Here is a 26,167-nt window from a genome sequence, read left to right as displayed (position 1 = left end):
AGACGACCGGTCAACTATTTAGCAACCCCGGCCATGGCACTTCCGGGCGAATAGTTGACCGACCGTATACTCTCGGCCCATGGGACGGACGAGCGACGCGAGGGAACGCATCCTGGACTCCTCGCGCAGACTCATGCGCACGCGGGGCTACACCGCCCTCGGCGTCGCGGAGATCTGCGCCGACGCCGGCGTGAAGAAGGGCAGCTTCTACCACTTCTTCGACTCCAAGCAGGCCCTGACCGTCGAAACGGTCGCGGAGCACTGGGCGGAGGAGCGCCGTGCGCTGGAGGCGGCGGTGACCGAGACGGCGGAGGACCCCGTCGGGCGGCTGCGCGCCCTGGTCGAGTGCCTGGTCGGCGGCCAGCGCACCGACCACAGCGAGTCGGGGACGATCCACGGCTGCCTCTACGGCAACCTCGCCCTGGAGCTCAGCGGGCACGAACCGGACGTGCGCAGCCGCCTGGCGGGGGTGTTCGAGGAACAGGCCGCCATGGTCGCCCGCATCATCGCCGACGCCCAGGAGGCGGGCCTGGTCGGATCGGCGACCGGGGCCGACGCGCTGGCGAGGTCGATGGTCGCGCAGATCGAGGGGACCGTGCTGCTGGCCCGGGTACGCAACGACCCCGCCCTGCTCGACGAGATCTGGCCGAGCGCCGAACGGCTGCTGGGCCTGGCCTGACCCCCGGGACGCGGGCACGGCGCGTCGGACCGCCGGTCACCGCGGATCGGACCCGCGGCACGCGGCGGGGGAACCGGGCTCTCGTGGCATCCGTCGGATACCTGTGACAGGACCGGCCCCGGGGCCGCCACCGGCTCGGGACGGCGGTGGAGGAGAGCTATGCGGCAAGAGACAGCCAACGCGTTCACGGTGGGACCCGATTCCAGGACCTATCGGGAGGAGATGAAGCGCCCCCGCACGATCGTGCTCCTGGTCATCGCGCTCATCACTCTCGTGGTCGAGTCCGCCGCCGCCTGGTACTCCTTCGAGCAGGACGACCCCGGATCCGGTGTCGTGGGCGTGATGAGCCTCGGCGCCTTCATGATCATGCTCTGCGGCGTGCTTGTCCTCTGCAGCATCTTGTTCTACCGCAACAGTCGGCTGGTGCTCACTCCGGAGGAGATCGTCCACCGGAACTGGCGGGGGCGTACGCGCAGGCTGCCCCGGAACCGGATCGCCGGGGTCTCCAAGGCGATCTACGCGGAGGACCCGAGCGGGGTGAAGAACGGGGGCGTGCTGACCGTCATCGCCGACACGGACGGCCGCACGATCAGCTTCGGCACCGGAGGCTGGCCGGAGGAGGAGTTGGCGGAGCTGTGGCAGCGGCTCGGCGCGCCCTGTGAGCAGTGGCTGGCCCCGGAGGCTCCACCGATGAAGGAGTTCCGTCGGCGCAACCGCGTGCGGCTGCCCCTGTACCACGCCCACTTCCAGGGGTTCATGATGCTGGTGGGCACCGCGATCACATTTCCGCTGATCGTGGTGATCATGGCCGTGGCCTCCGCCTTCGGCTGACAGCGGAACGGTGTTCGGCGCCCTGGCACCGGCACCGGAGGCAGTCAGTCCTGGGGACGGTCCGGGCCGTCGGAGCGCTCGGGTTCGAACTGGCCCTGGATGACCCGGCCACCACCGGATCCGCCCGAACCGCCGGTTCCGCCCTTCCCCGGGTCGCCGCCGGGGCGGCGTCCGAACGGGTCCCCCGGCCGTCCCTGGCCGGGAATCCGGACGCCCTGGGCGGCGAACTCGTCGTTCATCCGCTCCTGCATCCGGCGCATCCGGCGCTGGGCCCACCCGGCGAACGCCCACCGCAGGGCGGGACGGGTGACCGGCATGACCAGCAGCAGCCCCAGGAACGCGGTGACGAAGCCGGGCACGACGAGCAGCACGCCGCCCGCCATCAGCATGAGGGGGTCGAGCAGGCCGCCGCGCGGCGGCTCACCCGTGCGCATGGCCTGGTCGGCGTCACGGAAGGCCCTGGTCCCGGCCCGGCGCAGGAGGAACACGCCCAGGACGGTCAGCGAGACGAGGACGGCCAGCGTCCAGGGCACCCCGATCCATCCGCCGACGACGATCATCAGCCACACTTCCACGAACGGAAGGGCCATCAGCGCCAACACGGCCAGCAGCGGCATCGTGAACCATCCTCAACTCAAGGGCGGCGGGGTTCTGTGGGAGGAACGCTCCCGCGTCCCCTATCGTTCCCCGCCACGGGCGGACCACCCCTGGCGCGCGGCCCTCAGCCGCGCGCGCGGCGACGCGTGACGACGACGGCCGCGAGCACCGAGGCCACCCCCAGGGCACTCAGCACCGCCTCCGGGGCCGCGCCGAGGCGGGTGCCGAGCGTGTGGCCGTCCATCGCGGTGATCTCGGCCACGTGGACGTCGGGCTCGGCCTCCGGCGACTCGTAGGCGACGGTGCCGTCGGGGTCGACGACCGCGCTCACCCCGCTGGTGGAGACCACCACCGCCGAGCGGCCGTGCTCGACGGCGCGCAGCTGGGTGATGGCGAGCTGCTGCTGGGTCTGGCCGGTGAAGTTGTAGTTGGCGTTGTTGGTGGGCACGACGATGATCTGCCCGCCCGCGGCGACCGACTCGCGCACCGGCGGGTCGAAGGCCACGTCGAAGCAGATCCCCACGGCCAGCGTGGTGCCCGCGACGTCGACCGCGCCGGGCTCCGTGCCGGGGACGGCGTCGGAGCTGACCTGCTCCAGGCGCTGCACGAACCGGGTGAAGAAGTCGCGGTAGGGGATGTACTCGCCGAAGGGCACCAGGTAGCGCTTGACGTAGACGTCGCCGGGACCGGTCTCGGGATCCCACACCACGCTCTGGACGTAGCGGGTGCCGTCGTCGTTGAACCGGCTCATCCCCCACAGCAGCGGGACGCCGATGTCCCGGGCGGCGGCGGAGATGACCTCCTCGGCCTCGGGGTCGCGGAACGGGTCGATGTCCGAGGCGTTCTCCGGCAGCAGGACCATGTCGGGCCGCGGTTCCTCGCCCGCCCGGACGGCCGCGGCGAGTTCGTGGACGCCGTCGGCGTGGTTGCGCAGCACCTGCATGCGCTCGCCCAGGATGGACATCTGGCCGACGCCCGGGACGTTGCCCTGCACCATGGCGACGGTGACGGTCTCGGCGGGCGCGGGACGGGCCACGGCGGGCGCCAGGGCCCCGCCCGCGAGCACGGCGGCGGCGACCAGCACCCCGACGGCGGCCGAGGCCGCGCGCACCCGGGCCGGGGCCGTCGCGGACGCGGCACGCAGCACCGACCACAGCAGCACGCCGCCGGTCAGGGCGACGGCGAAGGACACCAGCGCGGACGACCCCAGGGCGGCGTACCCGACGAAGGGCGTGTCGGGCTGGGCGAAGGCGAGCTTGCCCCACGGGAAGCCGCCCAGCGGCCAGCGGGCGCGCACGGCCTCCTGGGCCACCCACAGCGCGGCGGTCCACACCGGCCACCCGGGCAGCCGCAGGGCGAGCGCGATCCCCATCGCCATGGGGAGGAAGTAGACGGTCTCGGCCCCGGCGATGGCCAGCCACACGTCGACGCCGAAGATGTCCTGCCACCGCACGAGCGGCACCATGAGCGTGGCCCCGGAGAGCGCGCCCAGCCAGGCGGCCCGGCGCAGCCGGACCCCGGCCACGGCGAAGGCGAGCAGCGCGGCGCTGAGCGGCCCCAGCCACCACAGGCCGTAGGGCGGGAGCGCCAGGAGTTGGGCCAGACCGGAGCCCACCGCGGCCAGGACCCGCCACAGCAGATCGAAGCGTCCCCAGCGGTGGCCCAGGAGGGCCACGGTCGCGGGTGCGGGTGGTACCGCGGCCGCAGGTCCCCTCCCCGCCGTGCTCGACGCGGGTCTGTCGGAGCGCGGGGACTCGCCCTGCTCGGTGTGCTCGGCGACCACCTGGGTAGCTCGCTTTCCGCTGGCGCGTGAAGATGCTGGCGGTTAGAGCATATGGGGGGACGCGGAAAAGGCCCGAGCCACCCTTCGGACCGGCTCCGTCCCGTCGGCGGCGAGCTCGGAAGACCGTTGTCTACTGGATGTTCGGGCCTTTTCCGGGTCCAACCCCCCGCCCGGTCGCGGTACTCCTCCCCTCACCCGATCGCAACCGCACCTGGCGTGTGATGCGGCGTCAGATCGGACGAGCGGGGGCCGCACAACCGGTCCGTCCAGTGCTGGACTGGTCGTTAGGTTACCCAGACTCCCCGACCTCGTGCCTCAACCCGGCGGCCGTGTCGTCGGTGCCGTGTCGTGGTGGTGAAGGGGAGAAAGTGAAGAACCGTCGGACAGGCTAACGCACCTGGGCCCGCCACGCCAGCTGAGCGTCGGGGGTTTGTGTCTGACCACAATCAGATCGATGCTCCGCCAACTCTGGACATTTCGATCAAGATCGTGTCTGATGTGATCAATGAAACTTCCTGGTTCGATCAACTTCGGAACCAGGGCGGTGAACAGGGGTCGTCGGCCACGAGACCCCCTCACCGCGGACCACGAACCAGCGGGAGCTGACCAACCATGGCGGAGATCGTCCTCGACGGCGTCGACAAGATCTACGGCGGCAATGTCAAAGCCGTCAACGACCTCAACCTCAAGATCGAGGACGGCGAGTTCATGGTGCTCGTCGGCCCCTCGGGCTGCGGCAAGTCCACCGCGCTGCGCATGATCGCCGGACTGGAGGAGATCTCCGACGGCACGCTGCTCATCGGCGACGAGGTCGTCAACGACCGTCCGCCGAAGGACCGCGACATCGCGATGGTCTTCCAGAACTACGCCCTCTACCCCCACATGAGCGTGGAGCAGAACCTGGCCTTCGGCCTGAAGCTGCGCAAGGTCAGCAAGGCGGAGATCGCCCGCCGCGTGGGCGAGGCCGCCGAGATGCTGGGCCTGGAGCCCTACCTCAAGCGCAAGCCGGGCGCCCTCTCCGGCGGTCAGCGCCAGCGTGTGGCCATGGGCCGCGCGATCGTGCGCGAGCCGCGCGCCTTCCTCATGGACGAGCCGCTGTCCAACCTGGACGCGAAGCTGCGGGTGCAGATGCGCGCCAGCCTCAACCAGCTGCACGAGCGCCTGGGCGTCACCACCGTCTACGTCACCCACGACCAGATCGAGGCCATGACCCTCGGCGACCGGGTCGCGGTCATGCGCGACGGCCGCCTGCAGCAGGTCGACACCCCCAAGCGCCTGTTCGACGCACCCAAGAACCTGTTCGTGGCCGGCTTCATCGGCTCCCCGGCGATGAACTTCGTCGACGCCGAACTCACGCGGGACGGTGAGGGCGCGGTGCTCGCCTTCGCCGAGCACAAGCTGCCGATCCCGGCGAGCGTGCTGGACAGCCGCCCCGGGCTGCGCGACTACCTGGGCCGCAAGCTCATCCTGGGCATCCGCCCGTCCGACTTCAGCGACGCCGAACTCGACGGCAACGGCGACCCGCGCATCGACGTCACCGCCGGTGTGACCGAGGAGCTGGGCACCGAGATCAACGTCATCTTCAGCGTGGACGCCCCGCCGATCCGCCACGAGGACGCCGCCGCCCTGGCCAAGGACGCCGCGGGCGACGAGGAGGACAGCGCCGACTCGACGTTGCCCCTGAGCGAGAACAAGTCGCAGTTCACCGCGCGGGTGAGCCCCCGCAGCTCGGTCAAGCCGGGCCACACGATCAGCCTGTCGGTGGACGTCAGCCAGCTGCACTTCTTCGACCACGAGAGCGGCCTGGCGATCGGCCACCCCGACAACGTCTAGCCCGACCGGGCTCCCGGGGCCGCCCCCGACCGCCTCCCGGCGGCCGGGGGCGGCCCCGTCCGTGTGAGGCCCGTTCGGCGTCTGGGCGAGGAGGACACGGAGCCGACCGCGGCCCTGCCCCGAGCCGCGACGATGGCCCGGGCCGTCCCTGAGGCGCCCCCGCCAAACCTGACCTGGCGGTGACACTCGCGTGCCATGGGGCCAGGGACCCTTGCCTTGACCGTCGCGCCGCCCAGAGCCAAGCATGTGATGGTGCGCAACCGAGCCCCCGGAGCCGCCCTCGTCCACGATCCCGCCTCCGTCCTGGACACCCTCCACGGACGGGCCGTGCCCGATCCCTACCGCTGGCTGGAGACCGCCGACTCCCCCGAGACGATCAACTGGATCGAGGAGCGCGGCCGCGAGTACGAGCGCGAGGCCGCCACCTGGCCGCTGCGCGGGCGTCTGGCGGAACGGATCCGCGCGCTGGTGGACACCGACCTGTGGACCCCGCCCGTGGTCCGACCCGGCCGGGTCTTCGCCACGCTGCGCCCGGCGGGCGCCGAGCACCCCCGGCTGGTCGTGTTCGACGACGACGGCCGGGGACCGCCGCGCACCGTCTTCGATCCCGCCGCGCACGACCCCAGCGGACGTACCACCCTCGACGCCTGGGAGCCCGACCCGGACGGCCGCCTGGTCGCCCTGCAGACATCGTCCGGCGGAGTCGAACGCGGCGGACTACGGGTGCTGCGCACCGACTCCGGTTCCCAGGTCGGGCCCGCCGTCGCGGGCGTGCGCTACTCCCACGTCGCCTGGCTGCCCGGGGAGGGCCCGGCCTTCTGCTACGTCCGCCGCGACGGCGCCCAGGGCGTGCGCGGAGTGTGGCTGCGCCGGGTCGCCGACGGCGCCGAGACCCTCGTGCACGCGTGCACGGCACCCGACACCGTGCCCGGCGTGCGCGTGCTGGGCGGACGCTGGCTGCTGGTCACGGAGAGCCACGGCACCGGGCACCGCACGGACCTGTGGCTGGCCGACCTCGGCGCACGCCCCAGCCGCACCCGCGGCCCGCGGCTGAGCGCCGTGCAGGTCGGGGAGGACGGCGAGACCGAGGCCCGGCTCGGGCCGGACGGGCTGCTGTACCTGCGCACGACCCTGCGGGCGCCGCATCGTCGGATCTGCGCGGTCTCCCCGCACGAGCCCGGTGTCGGGCACTGGCGCGAGGTCGTGGCCGAGGAACCGGGCGCCACGCTGGACGCCTTCACCCCGTGTGCCGGTCCGGGCGGCCCCGCCCTGTTCGTGGCACGCACCCGGCTGGGCATCAGCGAGGCGGCTGTGCACGACGCGCGCACGGGTGCGCGCCTGTACGCGGTGGACCTGCCCGGCGAGGGCATGGTGTCCACACCCGGGGACGCCCCGGACGGGACGGTCCACTTCGGGTACGCCGACGTGGCCGTGCAGCAGCGGGTGCTTTCCCTGGCCCCGGGCGACCCGGTGCCCCGCCCCTGGCCCGCCCACGGGGACCGCCCGGGGAGCGGTGACCCAGCACCCACGCTCCCCATGCCACCGCGAGGCCCGAACCCGACCCCGACGAACGACGACACGGCCACGCCCGCGCCCCATGAGCCCCACGGCACCAGAGCGGACCACGCGTCTCGTCCGCCCCACGAGCGGCACGGCAACATTGCGGACCGGGCGGCTCGCGCTTCCCGCGAGTCCCACAGCATCGTCGCGGACCGGGCGGCTCGTGCTTCCCACGAGTCCCATGGAACCGGTGGTGCCGGCGCAGGCCCGCACGGGTCCTCCGTCCGGCGTACGGTCCTGTGGTGCCGGTCCCAGGACGGCACCCGGGTGCCGATCAGCGTCTTCACCCTGCGCGAGCACCCCTGCCCCGAGGGCGCCCCCGAGCCACCACCCGTGCCCGGCCCGACCATCCTGCACGCCTACGGCGGCTTCGGCCGACCGCGCCAGTTCGGGTTCAGCGCCACCGTGCTGGCCTGGCTCCAGGCCGGGGGCCGCTACGCCGTCGCCCACGTGCGCGGCGGCGGCGACGCCGGGCGCGACTGGCACCTGCGCGGGTCGGGGCGCGACAAGCCGCGAGCGGTGCAGGACCTGGTGGCGGCGGCCGACGCCCTGGTCGGCGCGGACGTGTGCGCACGCCACCAGCTCTGCCTGTCCGGCGGCTCGGCGGGCGGCCTGCTCGTCCTGGCCGCCGCCGCGGCCCGGCCGGACCTGTGCGAGGCGGTGATCGCCTCCGCTCCCCTGGCCGACATGGCCCGGTTCGAGCGGCTGGGGCTGGGCCGGATGTGGACCCGCGAGTTCGGCACCGCCGCCGACCCCGACGACTTCGCCGCGCTCATGTCCTACTCCCCCTACCACCGGGTCCTGGACAGAGCCGTCCACTCGCCCGGCCACCGCTATCCCGGCATCCTGCTCACCGGGTTCGCCGGGGACACCAGGACCGGCGCCGCGCATCCGCGCAAGATGTGCGCGGCGCTGCTGGCGGCGGCACGCCACGGCGACCGCCCGCCGGTCCTGCTGCGCTACGAGCGCGACGTCGGCCACGGACCGCGCGCGGTCGGCCGGGCGGTCGCCCTGGCCGCGGACGCCCACGCGTTCGCGGCCCAACGAACGGGGCTGCTGCCGCGCTGAGCGCGGTGGCCGCCCTGCCAGAGAAGGTAACGGCACACAGAAAGTGAGGTGCGGTGCGCATGGACCCCATCGAGGTTGAGGTCGAGGACCTGGCGGAGGTCACCTCCCGCGACATCACCGCGGGCGGCGACAGCGACGGAACCGACGGCAGTTCCGACTTCATCTGATCCCGGCCCGTCCGGTCCGGGCCCCGGGGTCCGGACCGGACGGGTCCCCCCTCGTGGAAGGACCGCCGTGACCGACCCCGGCCAACTGTTCACCGGACCCCTGAGCGACGTCGTGGGCCGGGAGGCCCTGACCACCCGCCTGTCGGAGGAGTTCTTCTTCGCCGAACTGGGCGCCGGCGCCGTCCGCTCCCTCTTCACCTTCGACGATCTCAACGACGTGCTGACCACGTGCTCTCCCGAGCCGCCTCGGCTGCGCCTGCACCAGGACGGCTCCCCCGTTCCGGTCGACCGCTACACCGCGGGCGCCACCTCCTCGCGCACCGCGCGCCGGATCGTGCGCCCCGAGGCCCTGTACCGGGAGCTGCGGGCGGGAGCGAGCCTGGTCCTGGACAGCGTCGACCGGATGCACCCCGGTGTCGGCGCGGCGGCCGACGACCTCATGCGGCTGGTCCGCGAGCGCGTGCAGGCCAACCTGTACCTGATCTGGGGCGAGTCGCGCGGATTCGACACCCACTGGGACGACCACGACACGATGATCGTGCAGCTGGAGGGCACCAAGCACTGGAAGGTGCACGGCCCGGGCACGCGCGCGTTCCCGATGAAGGACGACACCGACCACGCGCACACCGCGCCCGTGGACGCCGACGGCCGGACGCACACGATCTGGGAGGGCGTCCTGCGACCCGGCCAGATCATCCACGTGCCGCGCGGGTGGTGGCACACGGTCACCGGCACGGGCGGTGTGAGCATGCACCTGACGTTCGGCTTCACCCGGGCGACGGGGATCGACTGGGCGAACACGCTGGTGCGCCGACTGTTCGAGGAGGAGACCTTCCGCCGCGACCTGCCCCGCTTCGCCGCACCCGACGAGCGGCGCAAGCACCAGCACGCGCTGGTGGCGCGGCTGCTGGAACTGGCCGAGGCGTGGGACATGGACGAGGTCCTGGCCGAGCGGGACGCGCGCTTCCCCCGGCGTACGTCGTTCGCGCTGCCCTGGGCCGTACAGGACGACCCGCCGCCGCCCGGGGCCCGGGTGGAGTTCGTCCCGGTCCTGCCGCCGCCTCTGGAGCACGAGGACGGCCGGGTGGCGGTCTCGGTGTCCGGCAAGCGCTACCGGCTCCCGGCCGTGGCCGCGCCGGTGCTGGAAGCCCTGGCCGAGCACCGGGTGCTGACCGTGGCCGACCTGGCCGAGCGCGCCGGGACCCCGGCCGAGGAGACCGCGCGGGTGGTCGCGGCCCTGGCTCGGCACCACCTCGTCCTGATCCGCTGACCCGACCGGAACACCCCGCGTCACGCGCCCCGAGCGTCCCCGTCCTTGGCTCGGACGTAGGCATCGATCCCGTCGAGGATGCGTTGGAGGCCGAAGTCCAGCCCTTCGGCGGGGCCTCCGGGCTGCCCGCCCTCCGGCGGGGGCGACGCGGGCTCCTGGTCCAGGACTCCTTCCTCCAGCATGCGGCTGAGGGTGGGGAACCGTTCGGGCGTGACCACCGCGCGCAGGGCCCGGGCGTAGTCGCGTTCGCTCTCGGGCAGGGTGGTTCCGGCCTCCGCCGCGGCCCGGCCCATCTCGACCTCCATGCGGATGGTCTCGCGCAGCGCGGCGGTGATCAGGAGCAGCATCTCCAGGGCCTCCCCGGAGCGCAGTCCGGCCCCGACGAGCTCGCGTAGTCCGGCCTCCATCCACCGCAGGCCGTTGGGGCCGCTCGGGGGCCCCGAGAGCTGGACGAAGACCATCCAGGGATGGGCGCGGTACCGGCGGGTGGTCGCGTCGGCCCAGTCCTCGATGCCGGCGCGCCAGTCGCCGTCCTCACGCGGTTCGGGCGGCGCGTTCCCCGTGGCCGCCTCGCCCATCAGCGTGAGCAGGTCCTCCTTGCTGTCCACGTGGCGGTACAGCGACATCGTCGTGTAGCCGAGTTCCTTGGCCACGCGCTGCATGGAGACGGCCTCCAGTCCCTCGGCGTCGGCGAGGGCGACGGCGGCCCCGACGACGGCCTCCCGGCTGAGCTTGGGCTTGGGGCCGCGCCGGGGCGAGGCGCGCGGTCCCCACAGCAGGTCGATCTCGCGCGCCATCCGGTTCGGTTCCTGCTGTCGCATGTGCCACCACGTCGTCGGGATCGTCGTTGACACCCATCCTAAATCTGTGTATTACTTAAACAGTAAGGCGTATGGGATATACAGTTTAGGCGGTACACACCATGTCCGAGCCGATCGAACCCGTCGCGGCGATCAGGGCCGAGGGGGTGGGCAAGAGCTACGGGGCCACCCGCGCGCTGGACGGACTCGACCTGACCGTGCGCGCCGGCACCGTCTACGGCCTGCTCGGCCCCAACGGGGCGGGCAAGACCACCGCCGTGCGGGTGCTGGCCACCCTCCTGCGCCCCGACTCCGGACGCGCCGCCGTCCACGGCCACGACGTGGTCGCCCAGGCCGACCGGGTCCGCGCCCGGATCGGGCTCACCGGCCAGTACGCCGCGGTCGACGAACTGCTGACCGCGCGGGAGAACCTCGTCATGTTCGCCCGCCTGTACGGCTATCCGGACCGGGTGGCCCGCGAGCGCGCCGAGGAGCTCCTGGCGCGCTTCGACCTGGTCGGGGCCGCCGACCGGCGCGCCGACGGCTACTCCGGCGGGATGCGCCGCCGGCTGGACCTGGCGGTCAGCCTCCTCCAGGACCCCGACGTGCTGTTCCTGGACGAGCCCACCACCGGCCTGGACCCGCGCAGCCGCCTCCAGGTCTGGGAGTCCGTCCGCGTCCTGGTGCGCGCGGGCACCACCGTGCTGCTGACCACCCAGTACCTGGAGGAGGCCGACCGGCTGGCCGACCGGGTGGCCGTGATCGACCGCGGGCGGGTCATCGCCGAGGGCACCCCGAACGACCTGCGGTCCCGGGTCGGCGGCGACCGGCTGGACGTGGTCGTACGCGACCCGGCCGACCTGGACGCCGTCGCCGACCTGCTCGGCCGGGCCCTGGGCGTCCGGCCGACCATCGACGCCGCCGAGCAGCGGGTCAGCGCCCCCGCCGCGGACCGTATGGACACCCTGACCCGCGCCGTGCGCGCGTTGGACGGCTCCGGCGCGCGTGTGGCCGACGTCGGCGTCCGCCGCCCCAGCCTGGACGAGGTCTTCCTGGCCCTGACCGGCTCGGCCGCCCCGGCCGACACCGCGGAGGTGGCCGCGTGAGCAGCGCCGCACACACCACGGCCCCGGGTCCGGGCACCCTTCGTTCCAGGCCCCGACGCGCCGCCGGGCCGCGCAAGACGTGGTCGGACACGCTCGTGCTGACCCGGCGCAACCTGCGCCACATGGCCCGTGACCCCTTCGAGCCGGCCATCGCCCTCACGATGCCGGTGATGATGCTGCTGCTCTTCGGCTTCGTGTTCGGCGAGGCCATGGCCCCGCCGGGCGCCGAGGACTACCCGGCCTACCTGGTACCCGCCATGCTCGCGATGGTCATGGTCTACGGGATCGCGGGCACGGCCGCGGGCATCGCCCGCGACACCGCGCGCGAGGTCATGGGCCGGTTCCGGTCCATGCCGATGGCACCGGTCTCACTGCTCGGCGCCCGCGTGCTGTCCGACATGCTGCGCGGCGCCGTCGAAGTCGTGCTCCTGCTCGGGGTCGGACTCCTCCTGGGCTGGCGGGCGGAGGACGGGGCCGCCTCGGCGGCGGGCGCCGTCGGCGTCCTGCTGCTGTTCCGGCTGGCCCTGGTGTGCCTGGGCGCGTTGCTGGGCCTGGTCATGCCCACCGCCGACTCGGTGAGCATGGTCGTCTACCCGCTGGCCTTCCCGCTCACGATGCTCTCCACGAGCTTCCTGCCCGCCCAGGCGATGCCCGCCGCGCTCGCGCCCGTCGCCGAGTGGAACCCGCTCTCGGCCGTCGTCACGGCCACCCGTGAGCTGTTCGGCAATCCGTCCCTGCCCTCGGACGCCTGGCCTGCCCAGCACGCCCTGGCGCTGGCCCTGGCCGTGTCCACGGCCGTGGTGCTCGTGGCCGCGCCCCTGGCCGTGCGCCGGTTCCGGTCGCTGGACCGCTGACCCGGACCGGCGCCCGCGTCCGTCCGCCCACTCGCCCGGTCCCCGACCGCCCGACCACCGAGGACCCCCTCGTGCCCACGAGCACCGCCGCCACCGCGCCTGAGCGCGTCCCGAACCGGAGGCTCCCGGGCCCGCGCTGGTGGACGCGGCCGTGGAGTGGCGGCTCGAGTACCGCCGCCCGCGCCGCGGTGCGCGCCGAACCGGCCGACCGGCCGCCTGAGGCGGGGCACGGCGGCCCGGGACGCGGGCCGAGCCCCGCCCACCGGGCCGACCCCCCGCCCGGACCAGCCCTTCTCCGCCCCAAGGAAGCGTCACGACACGCCGATGATCATTGCGGTCCGCCAAATCGTTAGGGTAGCCTCACTTAAGAGGCGCAGATGAAACCGTCACACCGGTGGTCACTGCGACCGCACCCACCCCGGTACATGACGGCTTCACGCGACGAAGGGCAGGTTCCGTGGTGACTCCTGATCCGCTCGACGCGATCCGTGACGCGTGCGCGTCACTGCGGTTCGCGCCCCTGCCGGACCTGGTCACGTCCCAGGACCTGCGCCGGAGCGCCTCGGGTTCCCTGCAGCGGCACCGGGCCGACGTCCTCGCCCACGACGGCTCCCTGCCGGTGCTCTTCGACAAGCTGCGCACCGAGCACGGACCCGGCCACCGGCTCCCCGCCGCGACCGGCTTCCTGCGCGCCACCCTGCGCGAACCGATCTTCCTGCTCTCGGCCTCGCTCTACCTCACCGGCCGGGCACCGCTCCTCATCCCGCAGTCCCTCGTGCTGCCCTGGGACACCGAGCGCTGCCGTTTCGGCACTCCCGCGGTGGTCGACACGCGGCTGGCGGTCCTGCCCGACGACCCGGCCGCCGACCGGCCGGACACGGTGGTCGCCCGGGACGAGGACGACTTGCTCAGGATGGCCGCCGAGGGGTTCGTGGCCACGGTCGGTCCGCTCGTGGAGGCCCTGCACGCCCACTCCAGGGCCGGGCGCCGCACGCTGTGGGGCTGGGTGCTGGACACCCTGCACTTCTACATGCTCAACCCCGCCCGCTACCTGGGCCGCGACGCCGAGCAGGCCTGGGACCTGGCGTCCCGCCTCGGCGACGCCGTGGTGGCGGCGGGCGCGGTCACGCGCAAGCGGCCCCGGCTCTTCTCCTTCGCGCCCGAACACCCGCAGGGCACGTGGGCGGTGCGGGGGACGTGCTGCTTCGACTACAAGGGCGACCCCGAGCACGGGTTCTGCACGACCTGTCCGCTCAAGTGCGACAGCGAGCGCCAGGAGACCCTGGCGGAGTGGCTGCGCGACCCGGCGCTGGCCCCCTGACCGGACGCGTCCCCGGACGCCCTACCGGAACTCCACGCCGACCAGGATGAGCATCAGGACCGACACCACGGCGCTGACGAGCATCACGACCAGTAGCACCCCGCAGCCGATCCCGACGATCTTGCCCCAGGGCGTGGACTTCTCCTCCGGCTGCCCGTAGGCGTAGGACCCGTACCCCGCCGACGGGGTCCCCTGCCCGTATCCGGGCCCCTGGACGTAGCCCGGCGGCTGGCCGTACACTCCGCCCGGCTGGCCGTACACCCCGCCCGGCTGACCGTACTCGGGCGGCTGCGTCCAACCGGGCTGCGGTCCGGTGGGCGATCCCATCGGCGGACCCGTCTGCTGTCCGGCCTGCGGGCCCGTCTGCTGGCCCGCCTGCGGACCCATCTGCGGTCCGGGCCGGCCCGGACCGCTCCACGGCTGCCCGATGGGCGGAACCGAGCCCGGTCCGGCGCCCGGTTCGTCCGCCTCCCCGTAGCCCGGCGCGTATCCGGCGTGCTCGAAGCCCGCCTGCGACGCGCCGCTGGGGCCCTCGGAGCGCTCGCCCGTGATCGGCTCGGGCGGCGCCCCCGTGGGGTGCTCACCCGGCGCGAAGCCCCGCGGCCGCTCGTACGGGGGCCCGGCCTGCGCGGAGCCATGGGGGTACTCGTGCGGTGGCTCGCCCGGCGGCTGCGGGCCGCCCTCCATAGGGTCCCCGGGGTCGCCCGGCCGCCACTCCTCGGGCGGACGGTGGTTCACCGGGTCCGCTGACGCCCCGGACCGTTCCTCGGGTCCTTGCTCGGGCTCTCGATCGGTCACTGGGACCACCCCTCACGTCCGGCGACTGCGCCCACCCGGGCCGGTGGGCCCCAGGGCGCGTTCGGCGGACACCCCCTGCCGCGCGTCGGCCCGGCGGCGCTCCCGCCGCGTTCCCACCAGTCGGCGGACACACGGGGAAGACGTCTACTCCGGCCTCGCCAGAGCACCGCTGCCTGACCCGATCGCGCCGGACGGCACCCGCCACACACGCCCTACGTTGGAAGGTAACCGCGCGCGGGCGCGTCGCACAGCAGCTCCCGGGGCGTTTCCGGTAAAGCTCCGGCCGTGTTCGGCGGGCGGCGGCTCAGATCCCCGGCGCCGTGCGGCGGCGGGCCGCCAGCACGCGCAGGGCCAGAACGAACACCGGCACGGTGAACAGGGCCGCGAAGAGGTTGAGGCCGCCGAAACCCGTCTGGGCCAGCACCACGCCGGACAGGGCACCGGCCGCGGCGCCGCCGAGGTTCATCAGCAGGTCGCTGACTCCCTGGACCCGCGGACGCACCTCCGGCGCCAGCGACTCGGCCAGCAGCGCGGTTCCCGAGACCAGGCCGAGGGACCAGCCCAGGCCGAGCAGGACCAGCCCGGTGGCCACCAGCACCTCGTCGTGTCCGGCCGTGCCCGCCACGGCGGCCGCCACCAGCAGCACCACCTGGCCGGACAGCAGCACGGGCAGCCGTCCGCAGCGGTCGGTCAGCCAGCCGACCACCGGCGACAGCGCGTACATCCCGGCGATGTGCAGGGAGATGGTCAGTCCGATCACGGTCAGGGCCGCCCCGTGGTGCGACATGTGCACCGGGGTCATCGTCATGACCGCGACCATGACCGTGTGGCTGGCGACGATGCCCACGACCGCCAGCAGCGCGGCGGGGGTGCGGCCGACCACGGCGAGCGCGCCGGGCACCGACAGCGTGGCGCCCCCTCCGGTGTCGGGTCTCCCGGCCGCGCGCGAGGCCGCGGCGACCGCGGCGGTGGCCGTCCTCAGCGGGTCCGGGCGCAGCAGCGCCATGGTGAGGACGGCGCCGAGGACGAACCCGGCGGTGGTGAACAGCGCCGGGCCCAGCAGCTCCGGCAGGCCCAGCGACCGCGCCACCCGCCCGCTCGGCCCGATGAGGTTGGGCCCCACCACCGCGCCGACGGTGGTCGCCCACACCACGACCGAGAGGTCGCGGCCCCGGCTGCGCTCGGAGGACAGGTCGGCGGCGGCGTGGCGGGCCTGGAGGTTGGTGGCGGTCCCGGCGCCGACGAGCACCATGCCCGCGAGAAACAGGACGAACGAGCCCAGCACGGTGGCGCCGATGACGACCGTTCCGCCCACGGAGCCGAGCGCCCAGCCCAGGGCCAGCCCCGGACGGCGGCCGTGGCGGGCGGCCAGGGACGCCAGGGGCAGCGCGAACACGGCGGCACCCAGGGTGATCATGGTCGTGGCCATCCCGGCCCAGGCGTCGGACCCGGTCAGGTCCTGCGCGATGAGCGCGCCCACGGCGAGCATCGCGCCCATGCCGATCCCGCCGACGACCTGGGTGAGCATGAGCGAGACGACGGTGCGCCGCTGCAGACGGGCGCGAAGGTCCTCGGTCAGGATCTCGGTCGGCGGGGTGGTTCCTGTGGACACGGGGGAGACCTTCCGATTCATCGGTTATGGGATGAATCGTAGCCTTTCGTCACCGACGGCCGTAGCGCCACCTCAGGTATCCGTGCTCGCGCTGCTCGCGCTCGACCTGGCGCATGTGGGTGTAGAGGAGGTGGGGGTCCTCGGCGCTGATGACCACGCCGCCGCGCGGGATCACCGGCCAGCAGGCGTACGAGGCGTCGGCTCCTCTCCGAACCCCCACCGATCATGGCAACGAGAACCTGGCTGTTCCCCTGGAAGGGGCCGGGATGACCACGCGGGCATGCGGGAGCGAGGCGACCCGGACACCCTAGGCGCAGGCTGCGTCGACCTGGCGCACCGTAGGCTTCGGATACCGGCCGAGAAGAGACGTCTCGCACTCCGCGGCGAGGAGAGCCGTGCGCACGTTCGCGATGAAGATGCGCTCGGCATCCTGGACGGTGCTCGCCTTCACACCCATGCTGATGGTCAGTGAGCGCTTGGTCAGATTGCCGGCAGAATCAGGATCGACGATGCCGTCATCCTGCTCCTCGAGATCGAGCAGGGTATCGAGGATCCGGTCAGCGAAGGCGTCGAAGTCGTCGTCCTCGGCGGTCTGGAACACCAAGTCGGCCGTGAGGTAGGTGAGGGTATCCATCACGCGTCGTCACTCCAACATGTCGCGCGGCGCAACTGGCCGATGAGGTTCTTCAGGTAGTTTGCCCCTGAAGGACTGAGCTTAACTGTCTTGAAGTGCTTTTCCGGGCACGGACAGTACAGCTTGAATATCTGCTGCCTCGTTTGACGGTCCACCCTTTGGACTCTGCCGTCCGTAGGACGTCTTCATACTGCGGCTTCGGGTGTTTGGGTCGGACCATGCAACTTCCCAGCTCAGACGGGGGGCGCGTGGGGAGGCAGACGGTCGGTCCGTCCACAAGGATAAGCCGCATAGTAGGTGAGGCGGAGCCGCAGGAAGGTGGCTTTGCCAACTCGTGATCAATACTCGCGATTCTGACCAATCATTGAATCGTCAGTTTTGATAGCCAGCGGCTATCCGGCTGCGGACCAGGTTGTCGCCCGAGGCATGGCAGGAGTGCGTCAGACGGCTCGCCGGCCCGCTGGAATACACGTCGTGGACGCGGATCCCCCAATGGCGCCATGAGGTCCGGGTGCTCGTCCTGGTACAGGGCAGGACAGGCCCGCTGACGTGCGCTGCCACGACCTCCGCCGTATCGGTGTGAGGCGGCTGCGTTCGTCACCGGCGGCCGTAGCGCCACCTCAGGTATGCTCGCGCTCGACCTGGCGCATGTGGGTGTAGAGGAGGTGGGGGTCCTCGGCGCTGATGACCACGCCGCCGCGCGGGATCACCGGCCAGCAGGCGTACGCCCAGAACCGGCGGGTGTACACGCCCCAGAGGACGACCCAGGCGCCCTGCTTCTGCCATTCGATGTGCTCGGCGACCAGGCGCCGCTCCTCGTCCCGTGTGTCCATGCCTTCTCAGGGCATACCCGGCACCGGGGCCGCCGAGCAGGCCGGAACCGGCCAGGGAACGGGGGTGGCGGCCGTGCCCGCGCGGGTGCGGGCGCGGGCAAGGCCGCGAGGATTCAGCGCCCGGAGACGAGCGTGCTGCCCGGGATCGGCTCCGCGGGGTCGTTGCCCAGGGCGACCACCTTGTTGTCGGCGTCCACGTGCACGATGTGCTGGACGTGCTCGGCGCGCTCGGCCTCGGTCACCTGGGCGTAGGAGATGATGATGACCAGGTCACCGGGGCTGACCAGGCGCGCCGCGGCGCCGTTGATCCCGATGACGCCGGTGCCGCGCTCGCCCGTGATCGCGTAGGTGACGAGCCGGCTGCCGTTGTCGATGTCGACGATGTGGACCTGCTCACCGTCGACGATGTCGGCGGCCTCCATCAGGTCGGCGTCGATGGTGACCGATCCGACGTAGTGCAGATCGGCCTGCGTGACCGTGGCGCGGTGGATCTTGCCGTTGATAAGGGTGCGCAGCACTGATCGAGCCTCGTTTCCGATGCGTGGTGGCGACTACAGGCCCCGGTGCGGGGTCCCGTGCGTCCACCATGATGACCTCTCCCCCGGTCCGCTTCGACCAGTGGGTCCCACTAACGGCCCAACGCCCCGTTCGTCCCCCGTGTTCCGGTGCCGCGCGCGCGGGCGCCGCCGACCGCGCGGACACGGTCGGCGGCGCGTGGGAGGAGGCGGGCGGAGAACGCTCCCCCGCACCCCGGTCAGACCAGCAGGGAGACCAGGCACGACTCCACGTCCGCGCGGCGCGGCGGATCGGCGCCCTCGGTCGTGCAGGCCAGCGCCCCAGCGGCTGCGGCGAAGGCCAGGGCGTCGCGGACCGTGGCCGGGTCCGGTGCCGCCGGGCCCCGCGCCAGCACGCCCCGTTCGGACAGGCGGGCCAGGACCGCGGCCCCGAAGGCGTCCCCCGCCCCCACGGTGTCTCGGACGTCGACCCGCACACCCGGCACCCGCACCCGGTCGCCCCAGTGGGACGACAGCGCCACCGCGCCATCGCCGCCCCTGGTGAGCAGGAGCAGGTCGAGTTCGTGGCGCACCACCCACCGCTCGGCGACCAGCAGCGGGTCGCGGCCCGGCTCCAGCCAGGCGATGTCCTCCTCGCTGGCCTTGACCACGTGCGCGACGTCCATCCACTCCGCGGCCTGGCGGGCGGCCTCGGCCCGCGCCACGCCCACCGCCGGGCGGGCGTTGACGTCGTAGAACACCGTGGTGCGGTCCCGGTGGGCGCGGGCCCACGCGCGCAGCCGCCCCGCGCCGGGTTCGAGCAGGGCCGCCAGGGAGCCCACGTGGACGGCCTCGGTGCCCGCGTCCAGGTCCGGCAGCTCCTCGGGCCGCCACTGCCAGTCGGCGGTGCCCTGGAGGTAGAAGCCGTAGTCGGCGCCACCGGAGGCGTCCAGCGCCAGCACCGCCAGCGTGGTCGGCTCGGTCGCGGCCACCGCCAGCCGCAGGTCGACGCCGCGCTCGACCAGGTGGGCGCGGATCTGGCGGCCGAAGGCGTCGCCCGACAGCCGGCACAGCAGCGCCGGGTCCGAGCCCAGGCGGGCCAGGGCGACGGCCGCGTTGGCCGGTCCGCCGCCCGGCACCGCCCGCCACCGGCCCGCGCCGGGCTGGGGCACCAGGTCCACGAGCGCCTCGCCGCACACCACGATCACGGCGCGGCTCCCGGGGCCAGGGCGCCATCGGGCAGCTCGGCGGGGTCCAGGGCCCCGGTCATCACGGCGACCGCGTCGGACATGCCGCACCCCGACGGGTCGAGCGTGGCGACCCTCCGGCCCAGGCGCTGGACATGCACCCGGTCGGCGATCTCGAACACGTGCGGCATGTTGTGGCTGATGAGGATGACCGGCAGCCCGCTGTCGCGCACCCGCAGGATGAGGTCGAGCACGGCGCGCGACTCGCGCACGCCCAGCGCGGCCGTGGGCTCGTCCATGATGACGACCTTGTTGCCGAACGCCGCCGCCCGCGCCACCGCGACCGCCTGCCGCTGCCCGCCCGAGAGGGTCTCCACCGCCTGGTTGGGGTTCTGGATGGTCCTGATCCCCAGCTCGTCGAGGTGGCGGGCCGCCTCGGCGCGCATCCGGGGCCGGTCCAGCATGCGCAGCACCGAGCCGAGCACGCCCGGTCGGCGCAGTTCCCGGCCCAGGAACAGGTTGGTCGCGATGTCCAGGGACGGGGAGACCGCCAGGCTCTGGTGGACCGTCTCGATGCCCGCGTCGCGCGCGGCGATCGGGGTGGGCAGCCGCACCGGGCGCCCGTCCACGAGGATCTCGCCCGCGTCGGGGACGATCGCCCCGGACAGGGCCTTGATGAGGCTGGACTTGCCCGCCCCGTTGTCGCCGATGACGGCGAGGATCTCGCCGGGGTACAGCTCCAGGTCGGCTCCGTCCAGGGCGGTCACGCCGCCGTACCGCTTGACCAGGCCGCGGGCTTCCAGGACCGGCTCGGCGTACGCATGCGGGGCCGGGGTGTCGGCGGTACCGGTGGTGGTCTGGTTCATCGTCGGGCCTTCCTGATCCACTGGTCGAGGGACACCGCGAGGATCACCAGGACGCCCACGGCGAAGTTCTGCCACAGCACGTCCACCCCGGCCAGCGAGAGCCCGTTGCGGCACACGCCCACGATGAGCGCGCCCATGACGGTGCCGATGATCAGGCCCCGGCCGCCGAAGAGGCTGGTGCCGCCGAGGACGACGGCGGTGATGCTGTCGAGGTTGTCCATCATCCCGGCCTGCGGGCTGGCCGAGGCGATCCGGCCGATGAGGATCCACGCGCCGACCGCGTACACCAGCCCCGCCACCGCGTACACGCTCAGCAGGATCCGGTCGACCCGGACCCCGGCCAGGCGGGCGGCCTCCCGGTCGTCACCGGTGGCGTACACGTGGCGGCCCCAGCGGGTGCGGTGCAGCGCGTAGGCGAGCAGCGCGCAGATCGCCAGCATGAGCAGCGATCCGTAGGTCAGCCGCATCCCGCCGACGGTGACGACCTGCCCGGTCCACAGCAGTACCTGGGACATGTCCGTGCCGCGCACGGTCTCGCTGCGCGAGAACCACAGGTTCAGCGCGAAGAAGATGTTGAGCGAGCCCAGGGTGACGATGAACGGAGGCAGTTTGACCCGGGTCACCAGCACCCCGTTGAACAGTCCGCACGCCATGCCGCAGGCCAGTCCCACCAGCAGGGCGAGCGGCCCGGGCACGCCGAAGTCGGCGGACAGGCGCCCCATGACGATGGAGCACAGCACCATGATCGAGCCCACCGACAGGTCGATGCCCATGGTCAGGATGATGAGCGTCTGCCCGAGGGCGAGCGTGCCGATCACGGCGGTCTGCTGCAGGATCAGCGAGATGTTGGCCGGAGCCAGGAAGTTCGGCGCGACGACCGAGAACGCCACGATGGTGAGCAGCAGGACGCCCGCCGGCCCCAGAGTGGCCTGGGCGTGCAGGAGCCGCTGGGCCCGGTCCACCAGCGTGGGCGGCCTGACGTCCTCGACCGGAACGGTCGGTGGCGGCTGCGGATCGGAGGTCGGTACCCGCGAGGTGTTCGGTGTGGTCACGGTGGTTCAGTGCTTCCTTCGTGTCGTCGCGTGCGTGGGTGCGGGTCAGCCCCAGCAGTTCTCCAGGCCCCAGGCGCTGTCCTGGCTCTCCACGCCGTCCATCGGCTGGTCGGTGATCAGTTCGACCCCGGTGTTGACGAAGTCCAGGCCCTCGGTGGGCTCGGGGGTCTCGCCCGAGGCGGCGTGCTCGACGACGGCGTCCACGCCCTGCGCGGCCATGTCCAGGGGGAACTGCATGGCGGTGGCGCCCAGGATCCCGCTCCCGACGTTCTCCACACCCGGGCAGCCGCCGTCCACCGACACGATCACGACGTCCTCGGCCACGCCCGCGGCGTCGAGCGCCTCGTAGGCCCCGGCCGCGGCCGGCTCGTTGATCGTGTAGACGAGGTTGATGTCGGGGTCGCGCTGCAGGAGGTTCTCCATCGCGGTGCGCCCGCCCTCCTCAGCGCCCTCGGTGACGTCGTGGCCGACGATGCGGTCGTCGTCCTCGTCGCCGATCTGGCCGGGGTCGGCGATGTCCACGCCCAGGCCCTGGAGGAAGCCCTGGTCGCGGGCCACGTCGACGGCGATCTGGTTGGGGTTGAGGTCGAGCATGGCCACGCGCGGGTCCACGCCCTCGGCCTCGAAGTGCGCGGCGGCCCACTGGCCGATGTACTCCCCGGCCAGGAAGTTGTCGGTGGCGAAGGTGGCGTCCACCGCGTCCTGGGGCTCGGTCGGGGTGTCCAGGGCGATCACCATGATCCCCGCCGCGCGGGCCTGGTCCAGCGCGGGCACGATCGCCTCGGAGTCGTTGGGGGTGACGAGGATGCCGTCGGCGCCGGCGGCGATGAGGTTCTCCACCGCCTGGACCTGGGACTCGTTGTCGCCGTCGTAGTCGCCAGAGAAGGACTGCAGGGTCACGCCGTGCTCGTCGGCCGCCTCCTGCGCGCCCTCCTTCATCTTGACGAAGAAGGGGTTGGTCTCGGTCTTGGTGATGAGCCCGACCAGGACCTCGCCGTCGTCGGCCCCGGCGTCGGAACAGGCCGCGAGCGAGAGCGCGAGCCCGGTGCCCGCGGCGGCGGCCAGTGCCCTGCGGGTCCATGGTGCGTGCGTCATTGGGGGACTCCTTCGTCGGCGTCCCGCTGCCGGCGGGACGAGGGGGCGTGCCTCGTGACGCCAGTCACCGAGACAACGATGTCCCGAAAGTTTCAACGAGACATCGTCGGTATGTCAACCCCCGCAATCCGCTGAGTTCAGCGAGCCGAAGGAGAACGCGGACTCCGCTTGACAACGTTGACTCGCTCCATGCAGGGTGATCCACACCACCGACTCCCGGTCACCCACCGATCACCCCTCGGAGCGCCCCGCGGACGGGTCAGCGCCGACTCCCCCGCACCAGGGCGCGGTTCGCGGTGGGCACGACGGGAGTCGAGATCGGAGACCCCCTCATGCACCGACCACCGCTCCCCCACCCTCCCCGCGGGCCCCGGCGCCCGGCCGGGACCACCGCACGGACGGCCACGATCGCCCTGGTCACCGGCGCCGCCCTCACCCTCACCGGCGCGGCCGCGCCCGCGGCCGCCGAAACCGACCACCCCCACCGGCCCCGGATCCACTTCACCCCGGCACAGAACTGGATGAACGACCCCAACGGGCTCATCCACCACGACGGCGTCTACCACCTGTACTTCCAGTACAACCCCGAGGGCGACCGCTGGGGCAACATGTCCTGGGGGCACGCCACGAGCACCGACCTGCTCACCTGGGAGGAACAGCCGCTGGCCCTCCCCTACACCGACGACGAGCACGTCTTCTCCGGCGGCATCGTCTTCGACGAGCACAACACCAGCGGTCTGGGCACCGCGGAGAACCCGCCCCTGGTCGCCCTGTACACGAGCGCCTACACCGGCGCCTCCGAACGGCCCGGCATCCAGGCCCAGTCCGCGGCCTACAGCCTCGACGGCGGCTACACCTGGGAGCGCTACGACGGCAACCCCGTCCTGGACATCGGCTCCGGCGAGTTCCGCGACCCCAAGGTGTTCTGGTACGAGGAGGGCGGCTACTGGGTGATGGCCACGGTCGTGGCCACCGAGCACACCGTCCACTTCCACCGCTCAGACGACCTCCTGGAGTGGGAGTTCCTCAGCGACTTCGGGCCCGCCCACGCCGACGGCGGCGTCTGGGAGGTCCCGGACCTGTTCGAGCTGCCCGTGGACGGCGACCCCGACGACACCCGCTGGGTGCTCATCGTCAACCTCAACCCCGGCTCCGTCGCCGGGGGCTCGGGCGCCCAGTACTTCGTCGGCGACTTCGACGGCACCGCGTTCACCCCCGAGCGCCTGGTGGAGACCGGGCCTCCCGACGGCGAGGTCTTCGCCGGCTTCGAGGACGGCTACGGCGGCTGGGAGGTCGTCAACGACCTCGACGGCCTGGGCGGCGAGGGCCCCTTCGGCACCGAACCCGCCGCCGGAACGCTGGACGGCCAGCACCCCGTGACCGGATACGAGGGTGAGCGCCTGCTGAACAGCTTCGTCGGCGGCGACGCCCCGCGCGGACACGCCACCTCGCCCGAGTTCACCATCGACCGCGACTTCGTGAACCTGCTCGTGGGCGGCGGCCACCACCCCAGGACCGGCGGGGGCGGCCACGCCTCGGTCGACCTGGTCGTGGACGGCGAGGTCGTGCGCACCGCCACCGGCCAGGACAGCGAGAGCCTGGACTGGGTCTCCTGGAACGTCGCCGACCTCGTCGGGCACACCGCCCGGCTGCGCGTGGAGGACGACGCCACCGGCGGGTGGGGGCACGTCCTGCTCGACCACGTGATGTTCTCCGACGACCCGGTACCCGGCCTGGCCGACTACGACTGGCTCGACTGGGGCCGCGACTACTACGCGGCCGTCTCCTACAACGACACCCCCGACGACGCCCGCGTCACCATGGCGTGGATGAACAACTGGCAGTACGCGCAGGACACGCCCACCTCCCCCTGGCGCGGCGCCATGGCCCTGCCCCGGCAGCTGGAGCTGGAGACCGTCGACGGCCGCCCCCAGCTGGTGCAGAACCCCGTCGACCAGCTGGAGTCGGTCTACGGCGACCCCGTCTACGAACGCGACCGCGCCCCGGTGCACGCGCGCGGTCTCGACCTGCCGCCGGCCGAACCCGGCCAGGCCTACCAGATCGAGCTGACGCTGCGCCCGGGCCGGGCCGGGGAGATCGGTCTGCGCGTGCACGAGGGCGCCGACCAGGCCACCGTGGTCGGCTACGACACCGCCGCCCAGGAGCTGTTCCTGGACCGCACCGCGTCCGGGAACACGGGCTTGCACCCCGCCTTCCCCAGTCGCAGCACGGTCCCGCTGCCCCTGACGGACGGCGCCCTGCGCCTGCGCGTGGTCGTGGACACCTCCTCGGTCGAGGTGTTCGCCGACGGCGGCCGGGCCACCCTGACCGACCTCGTCTTCCCCGACCCCGACGCCACCGGCATCTCCGTCCGCGCCGACGGCGGCACGGGCTCGGTCGAGGACGTGGTCATCCGTCCGCTCGGCCCCGATCCGAACGGTGCGGCAGAATGAGTCCGTCCCCCCGCGTACCCGGACGGCGGTGAGCGCCGGGGCGGCACCCCCATGGTGCCGCCCCGGCCACGCCCGGGTGCGCCGCCACGGTGTCCGGAGAGTAGATGCAGGTGTCGGTGAACCAGAGAGACAGTGACCAGCGGACCGCGACCGGAGAGCCGGCGCGCCGGGCGACCATGCGCGACGTCGCGGCGTTGTCCGGGGTGAGCATCAAGACGGTCTCGCGGGTCATCAACGGCGTCTCCACCGTCTCCGACGACCTGCGCGACCGTGTCACCCGCGCCATCGCCCAGCTCGACTTCCAGCCCAACCTCGCCGCCTCCAGTCTGCGCCGCACCGACGGCGCCACCCGGCAGATCGCCCTGCTACTGGAGGACGTCGCCAACCCCTTCTCCGCCACGCTGAGCCGGGCGGTGGAGAACGTGGCCCGCGAGCACGACACCCTGGTGTTCGCCGGAAGCCTGGACGAGGAGCCCCAGCGCGAGTTGGAACTGGTGCGTGCCGCCACCCTGCACCGGGTCGACGGGATCATCATCGTCCCGGCCGCCCCGGACCACGGCTACCTGCACCGCGAGATCCGCACCGGCACGCCGGTGGTGTTCGTGGACCGGCCCCCGCGGGGGCTGGCGGCCGACGCGGTGCTGGCCACCAACACCGAGGGGGCCCGCGAGGCCGTCCTGCACCTGGCCGACCACGGCCACAGCGAGATCGCCTTCCTGGGCGACGAATCCTCCATCACCACGGTCGGCGAGCGCCTGACGGGCTACCGCCGGGCCCTGGCCGAGCGCGGCCTGCCCGAACGCCCCGGCCGGGTGGCCCTGGACCTGCCCGACCCCGGGAGCGCGGCCCGGGCCGTGGCCGCCATGCTCGACTCCCCGCACCCGCCCACGGCCCTGTTCACCGCCCAGAACCTCGTGACCATCGGTGCCATCCAGACCCTCCAGGAGCGGGGACGGCACCAGGACGTGGCCGTGGTGGGCTTCGACGACTTCCCGCTGGCCGACCTGCTGGCGCCCCGGGTGACCGTGGTCGCCCAGGACGTGATGCGCATCGGCACGCTGGCCGTCCAGCGCCTCTTCGAGCGCATCTCCGGGGACGACGGGGCGCCCAGGGAGGAGCGGGTCCCCACCTCGCTGATCGTCCGCGGCTCCGGGGAGATCCCGCCGCCCGGCCACTGATCCGGCGGGACCCTCCGCCGGAGCGGGAACAGCACGATGTCGCAGGGGTGGCCGGGCCGGGGGCGGTTGATGCGGCCTTCGCGCCACCACGGGCCG

At 73.0% G+C, this 26,167-nt stretch carries 22 protein-coding genes and 1 pseudogene; 10 read left to right on the top strand and 13 right to left on the bottom strand.

Annotated features, from left to right (window positions below; all coding sequences use genetic code 11):
- Positions 1 to 79: 79 nt before the first annotated feature.
- Entirely contained in the window at positions 80 to 679 is a 600-nt protein-coding gene (locus tag ADL05_RS15490; protein ID WP_053617672.1) for a TetR/AcrR family transcriptional regulator, read from the top strand.
- Between the two features lie 159 nt (positions 680 to 838).
- Positions 839 to 1,510 (top strand): hypothetical protein, encoded by a 672-nt coding sequence (locus ADL05_RS15485; protein WP_156365862.1) that lies wholly within the window; start codon positions 839 to 841, stop codon positions 1,508 to 1,510.
- Between the two features lie 44 nt (positions 1,511 to 1,554).
- Here the strand turns inward: ADL05_RS15485 and ADL05_RS15480 are convergent, their stop codons facing one another.
- Positions 1,555 to 2,127: an FxsA family protein gene (locus ADL05_RS15480; RefSeq protein WP_053617670.1), complete on the bottom strand. Its 573-nt coding sequence runs from the start codon at positions 2,125 to 2,127 to the stop codon at positions 1,555 to 1,557.
- A 104-nt stretch (positions 2,128 to 2,231) separates the two neighbouring features.
- Positions 2,232 to 3,890 (bottom strand): apolipoprotein N-acyltransferase, encoded by a 1,659-nt coding sequence (gene lnt, locus ADL05_RS15475; protein WP_053617669.1) that lies wholly within the window; start codon positions 3,888 to 3,890, stop codon positions 2,232 to 2,234.
- Positions 3,891 to 4,502: 612 nt separating this feature from the next.
- Here lnt and ADL05_RS15470 point away from each other — a divergent pair.
- From ADL05_RS15470 to ADL05_RS15460, 3 genes are all read left to right on the top strand, one after another.
- Positions 4,503 to 5,723, top strand: coding sequence for an ABC transporter ATP-binding protein (locus ADL05_RS15470; protein ID WP_053617668.1), 1,221 nt, complete (start codon positions 4,503 to 4,505; stop codon positions 5,721 to 5,723).
- 249 nt (positions 5,724 to 5,972) lie between these two features.
- Positions 5,973 to 8,351, top strand: a complete 2,379-nt coding sequence (locus ADL05_RS15465) for a prolyl oligopeptidase family serine peptidase (protein WP_053617667.1) — start codon at positions 5,973 to 5,975, stop codon at positions 8,349 to 8,351.
- Between the two features lie 234 nt (positions 8,352 to 8,585).
- Positions 8,586 to 9,788: a JmjC domain-containing protein gene (locus ADL05_RS15460; RefSeq protein WP_053617666.1), complete on the top strand. Its 1,203-nt coding sequence runs from the start codon at positions 8,586 to 8,588 to the stop codon at positions 9,786 to 9,788.
- Between the two features lie 20 nt (positions 9,789 to 9,808).
- Here the strand turns inward: ADL05_RS15460 and ADL05_RS15455 are convergent, their stop codons facing one another.
- Positions 9,809 to 10,609: a TetR/AcrR family transcriptional regulator gene (locus tag ADL05_RS15455; protein WP_053617665.1), complete on the bottom strand. Its 801-nt coding sequence runs from the start codon at positions 10,607 to 10,609 to the stop codon at positions 9,809 to 9,811.
- A gap of 101 nt (positions 10,610 to 10,710) precedes the next feature.
- Between ADL05_RS15455 and ADL05_RS15450 the strand changes: the two genes are divergently transcribed.
- The 3 genes from ADL05_RS15450 to ADL05_RS15440 all read left to right on the top strand — a co-directional run bounded on the left by ADL05_RS15450 (position 10,711) and on the right by ADL05_RS15440 (position 13,869).
- A complete protein-coding gene (locus ADL05_RS15450) occupies positions 10,711 to 11,694 on the top strand; it encodes an ATP-binding cassette domain-containing protein (RefSeq protein ID WP_053617664.1) in 984 nt (327 codons plus the stop codon).
- Positions 11,691 to 12,548 carry an ABC transporter permease gene (locus tag ADL05_RS15445; RefSeq protein ID WP_053617663.1) on the top strand — a complete coding sequence of 286 codons (858 nt, stop codon included), beginning with the start codon at positions 11,691 to 11,693 and terminating at the stop codon, positions 12,546 to 12,548. The genes ADL05_RS15450 and ADL05_RS15445 overlap by 4 nt, the downstream gene beginning before the upstream one ends.
- Positions 12,549 to 13,008: 460 nt before the next feature.
- Positions 13,009 to 13,869, top strand: a complete 861-nt coding sequence (locus tag ADL05_RS15440) for a ferric iron reductase (RefSeq protein ID WP_053617704.1) — start codon at positions 13,009 to 13,011, stop codon at positions 13,867 to 13,869.
- A 21-nt stretch (positions 13,870 to 13,890) separates the two neighbouring features.
- Here ADL05_RS15440 and ADL05_RS30580 read toward each other — a convergent pair whose 3' ends face one another.
- The 10 genes and pseudogenes from ADL05_RS30580 to ADL05_RS15395 form a co-directional block, all read right to left on the bottom strand.
- Entirely contained in the window at positions 13,891 to 14,667 is a 777-nt protein-coding gene (locus tag ADL05_RS30580; protein WP_156365861.1) for a hypothetical protein, read from the bottom strand.
- A gap of 304 nt (positions 14,668 to 14,971) precedes the next feature.
- A complete protein-coding gene (locus ADL05_RS15430; protein WP_053617703.1) occupies positions 14,972 to 16,279 on the bottom strand; it encodes an MFS transporter in 1,308 nt (435 codons plus the stop codon).
- A 49-nt stretch (positions 16,280 to 16,328) separates the two neighbouring features.
- Positions 16,329 to 16,499, bottom strand: a complete 171-nt coding sequence (locus tag ADL05_RS30575) for a hypothetical protein (protein ID WP_156365859.1) — start codon at positions 16,497 to 16,499, stop codon at positions 16,329 to 16,331.
- Between the two features lie 87 nt (positions 16,500 to 16,586).
- Entirely contained in the window at positions 16,587 to 16,913 is a 327-nt protein-coding gene (locus ADL05_RS15425; protein ID WP_082376443.1) for a hypothetical protein, read from the bottom strand.
- 597 nt (positions 16,914 to 17,510) lie between these two features.
- Positions 17,511 to 17,746 (bottom strand): annotated as a pseudogene (locus ADL05_RS15420) (hypothetical protein).
- Between the two features lie 113 nt (positions 17,747 to 17,859).
- Positions 17,860 to 18,264: an aspartate 1-decarboxylase gene (gene panD / locus ADL05_RS15415; protein ID WP_053617660.1), complete on the bottom strand. Its 405-nt coding sequence runs from the start codon at positions 18,262 to 18,264 to the stop codon at positions 17,860 to 17,862.
- Positions 18,265 to 18,500: 236 nt separating this feature from the next.
- Positions 18,501 to 19,448, bottom strand: a complete 948-nt coding sequence (locus tag ADL05_RS15410; RefSeq protein WP_053617659.1) for a carbohydrate kinase — start codon at positions 19,446 to 19,448, stop codon at positions 18,501 to 18,503.
- Complete coding sequence (locus ADL05_RS15405) at positions 19,445 to 20,293, bottom strand: ATP-binding cassette domain-containing protein (protein ID WP_053617658.1); 849 nt, start codon at positions 20,291 to 20,293, stop codon at positions 19,445 to 19,447. Before ADL05_RS15405 ends, ADL05_RS15410 begins: the two co-directional genes overlap by 4 nt.
- Positions 20,290 to 21,345 (bottom strand): ABC transporter permease, encoded by a 1,056-nt coding sequence (locus tag ADL05_RS15400; RefSeq protein ID WP_156365858.1) that lies wholly within the window; start codon positions 21,343 to 21,345, stop codon positions 20,290 to 20,292. Before ADL05_RS15400 ends, ADL05_RS15405 begins: the two co-directional genes overlap by 4 nt.
- 45 nt (positions 21,346 to 21,390) lie before the next feature.
- Positions 21,391 to 22,440: a substrate-binding domain-containing protein gene (locus tag ADL05_RS15395; protein WP_053617657.1), complete on the bottom strand. Its 1,050-nt coding sequence runs from the start codon at positions 22,438 to 22,440 to the stop codon at positions 21,391 to 21,393.
- Between the two features lie 332 nt (positions 22,441 to 22,772).
- Here ADL05_RS15395 and ADL05_RS15390 point away from each other — a divergent pair, with 332 nt between their 5' ends.
- Both ADL05_RS15390 and ADL05_RS15385 read left to right on the top strand, forming a co-directional pair.
- On the top strand, positions 22,773 to 24,893 hold the full coding sequence (locus ADL05_RS15390) for a glycoside hydrolase family 32 protein (protein ID WP_053617656.1): 2,121 nt from the start codon (positions 22,773 to 22,775) through the stop codon (positions 24,891 to 24,893).
- A 104-nt stretch (positions 24,894 to 24,997) separates the two neighbouring features.
- Complete coding sequence (locus ADL05_RS15385; RefSeq protein ID WP_053617655.1) at positions 24,998 to 26,071, top strand: LacI family DNA-binding transcriptional regulator; 1,074 nt, start codon at positions 24,998 to 25,000, stop codon at positions 26,069 to 26,071.
- Positions 26,072 to 26,167: the final 96 nt, after the last annotated feature.

The organism is Nocardiopsis sp. NRRL B-16309, assembly GCF_001279585.1.
In the GTDB taxonomy this organism is placed as follows: domain Bacteria; phylum Actinomycetota; class Actinomycetes; order Streptosporangiales; family Streptosporangiaceae; genus Nocardiopsis.
The sequence above is the reverse complement of the archived record's forward strand: the minus strand, read 5'-3'. Positions and strand labels throughout refer to the sequence as shown.

Excerpts from the sequence above, each read along its gene's own strand:
- ADL05_RS15490 (WP_053617672.1), top strand. The coding sequence starts at position 80 with ATGGGACGGACGAGCGACGCGAGGGAACGCATCCTGGACTCCTCGCGC.
- ADL05_RS15485 (WP_156365862.1), top strand. The coding sequence starts at position 839 with ATGCGGCAAGAGACAGCCAACGCGTTCACGGTGGGACCCGATTCCAGG.
- ADL05_RS15480 (WP_053617670.1), bottom strand. The coding sequence starts at position 2,127 with ATGCCGCTGCTGGCCGTGTTGGCGCTGATGGCCCTTCCGTTCGTGGAA.
- ADL05_RS15470 (WP_053617668.1), top strand. The coding sequence starts at position 4,503 with ATGGCGGAGATCGTCCTCGACGGCGTCGACAAGATCTACGGCGGCAAT.
- ADL05_RS15465 (WP_053617667.1), top strand. The coding sequence starts at position 5,973 with ATGGTGCGCAACCGAGCCCCCGGAGCCGCCCTCGTCCACGATCCCGCC.
- ADL05_RS15455 (WP_053617665.1), bottom strand. The coding sequence starts at position 10,609 with ATGCGACAGCAGGAACCGAACCGGATGGCGCGCGAGATCGACCTGCTG.
- ADL05_RS15450 (WP_053617664.1), top strand. The coding sequence starts at position 10,711 with ATGTCCGAGCCGATCGAACCCGTCGCGGCGATCAGGGCCGAGGGGGTG.
- ADL05_RS15425 (WP_082376443.1), bottom strand. The coding sequence starts at position 16,913 with ATGGATACCCTCACCTACCTCACGGCCGACTTGGTGTTCCAGACCGCC.
- ADL05_RS15405 (WP_053617658.1), bottom strand. The coding sequence starts at position 20,293 with ATGAACCAGACCACCACCGGTACCGCCGACACCCCGGCCCCGCATGCG.
- ADL05_RS15395 (WP_053617657.1), bottom strand. The coding sequence starts at position 22,440 with ATGACGCACGCACCATGGACCCGCAGGGCACTGGCCGCCGCCGCGGGC.
- ADL05_RS15390 (WP_053617656.1), top strand. The coding sequence starts at position 22,773 with ATGCACCGACCACCGCTCCCCCACCCTCCCCGCGGGCCCCGGCGCCCG.
- ADL05_RS15385 (WP_053617655.1), top strand. The coding sequence starts at position 24,998 with ATGCAGGTGTCGGTGAACCAGAGAGACAGTGACCAGCGGACCGCGACC.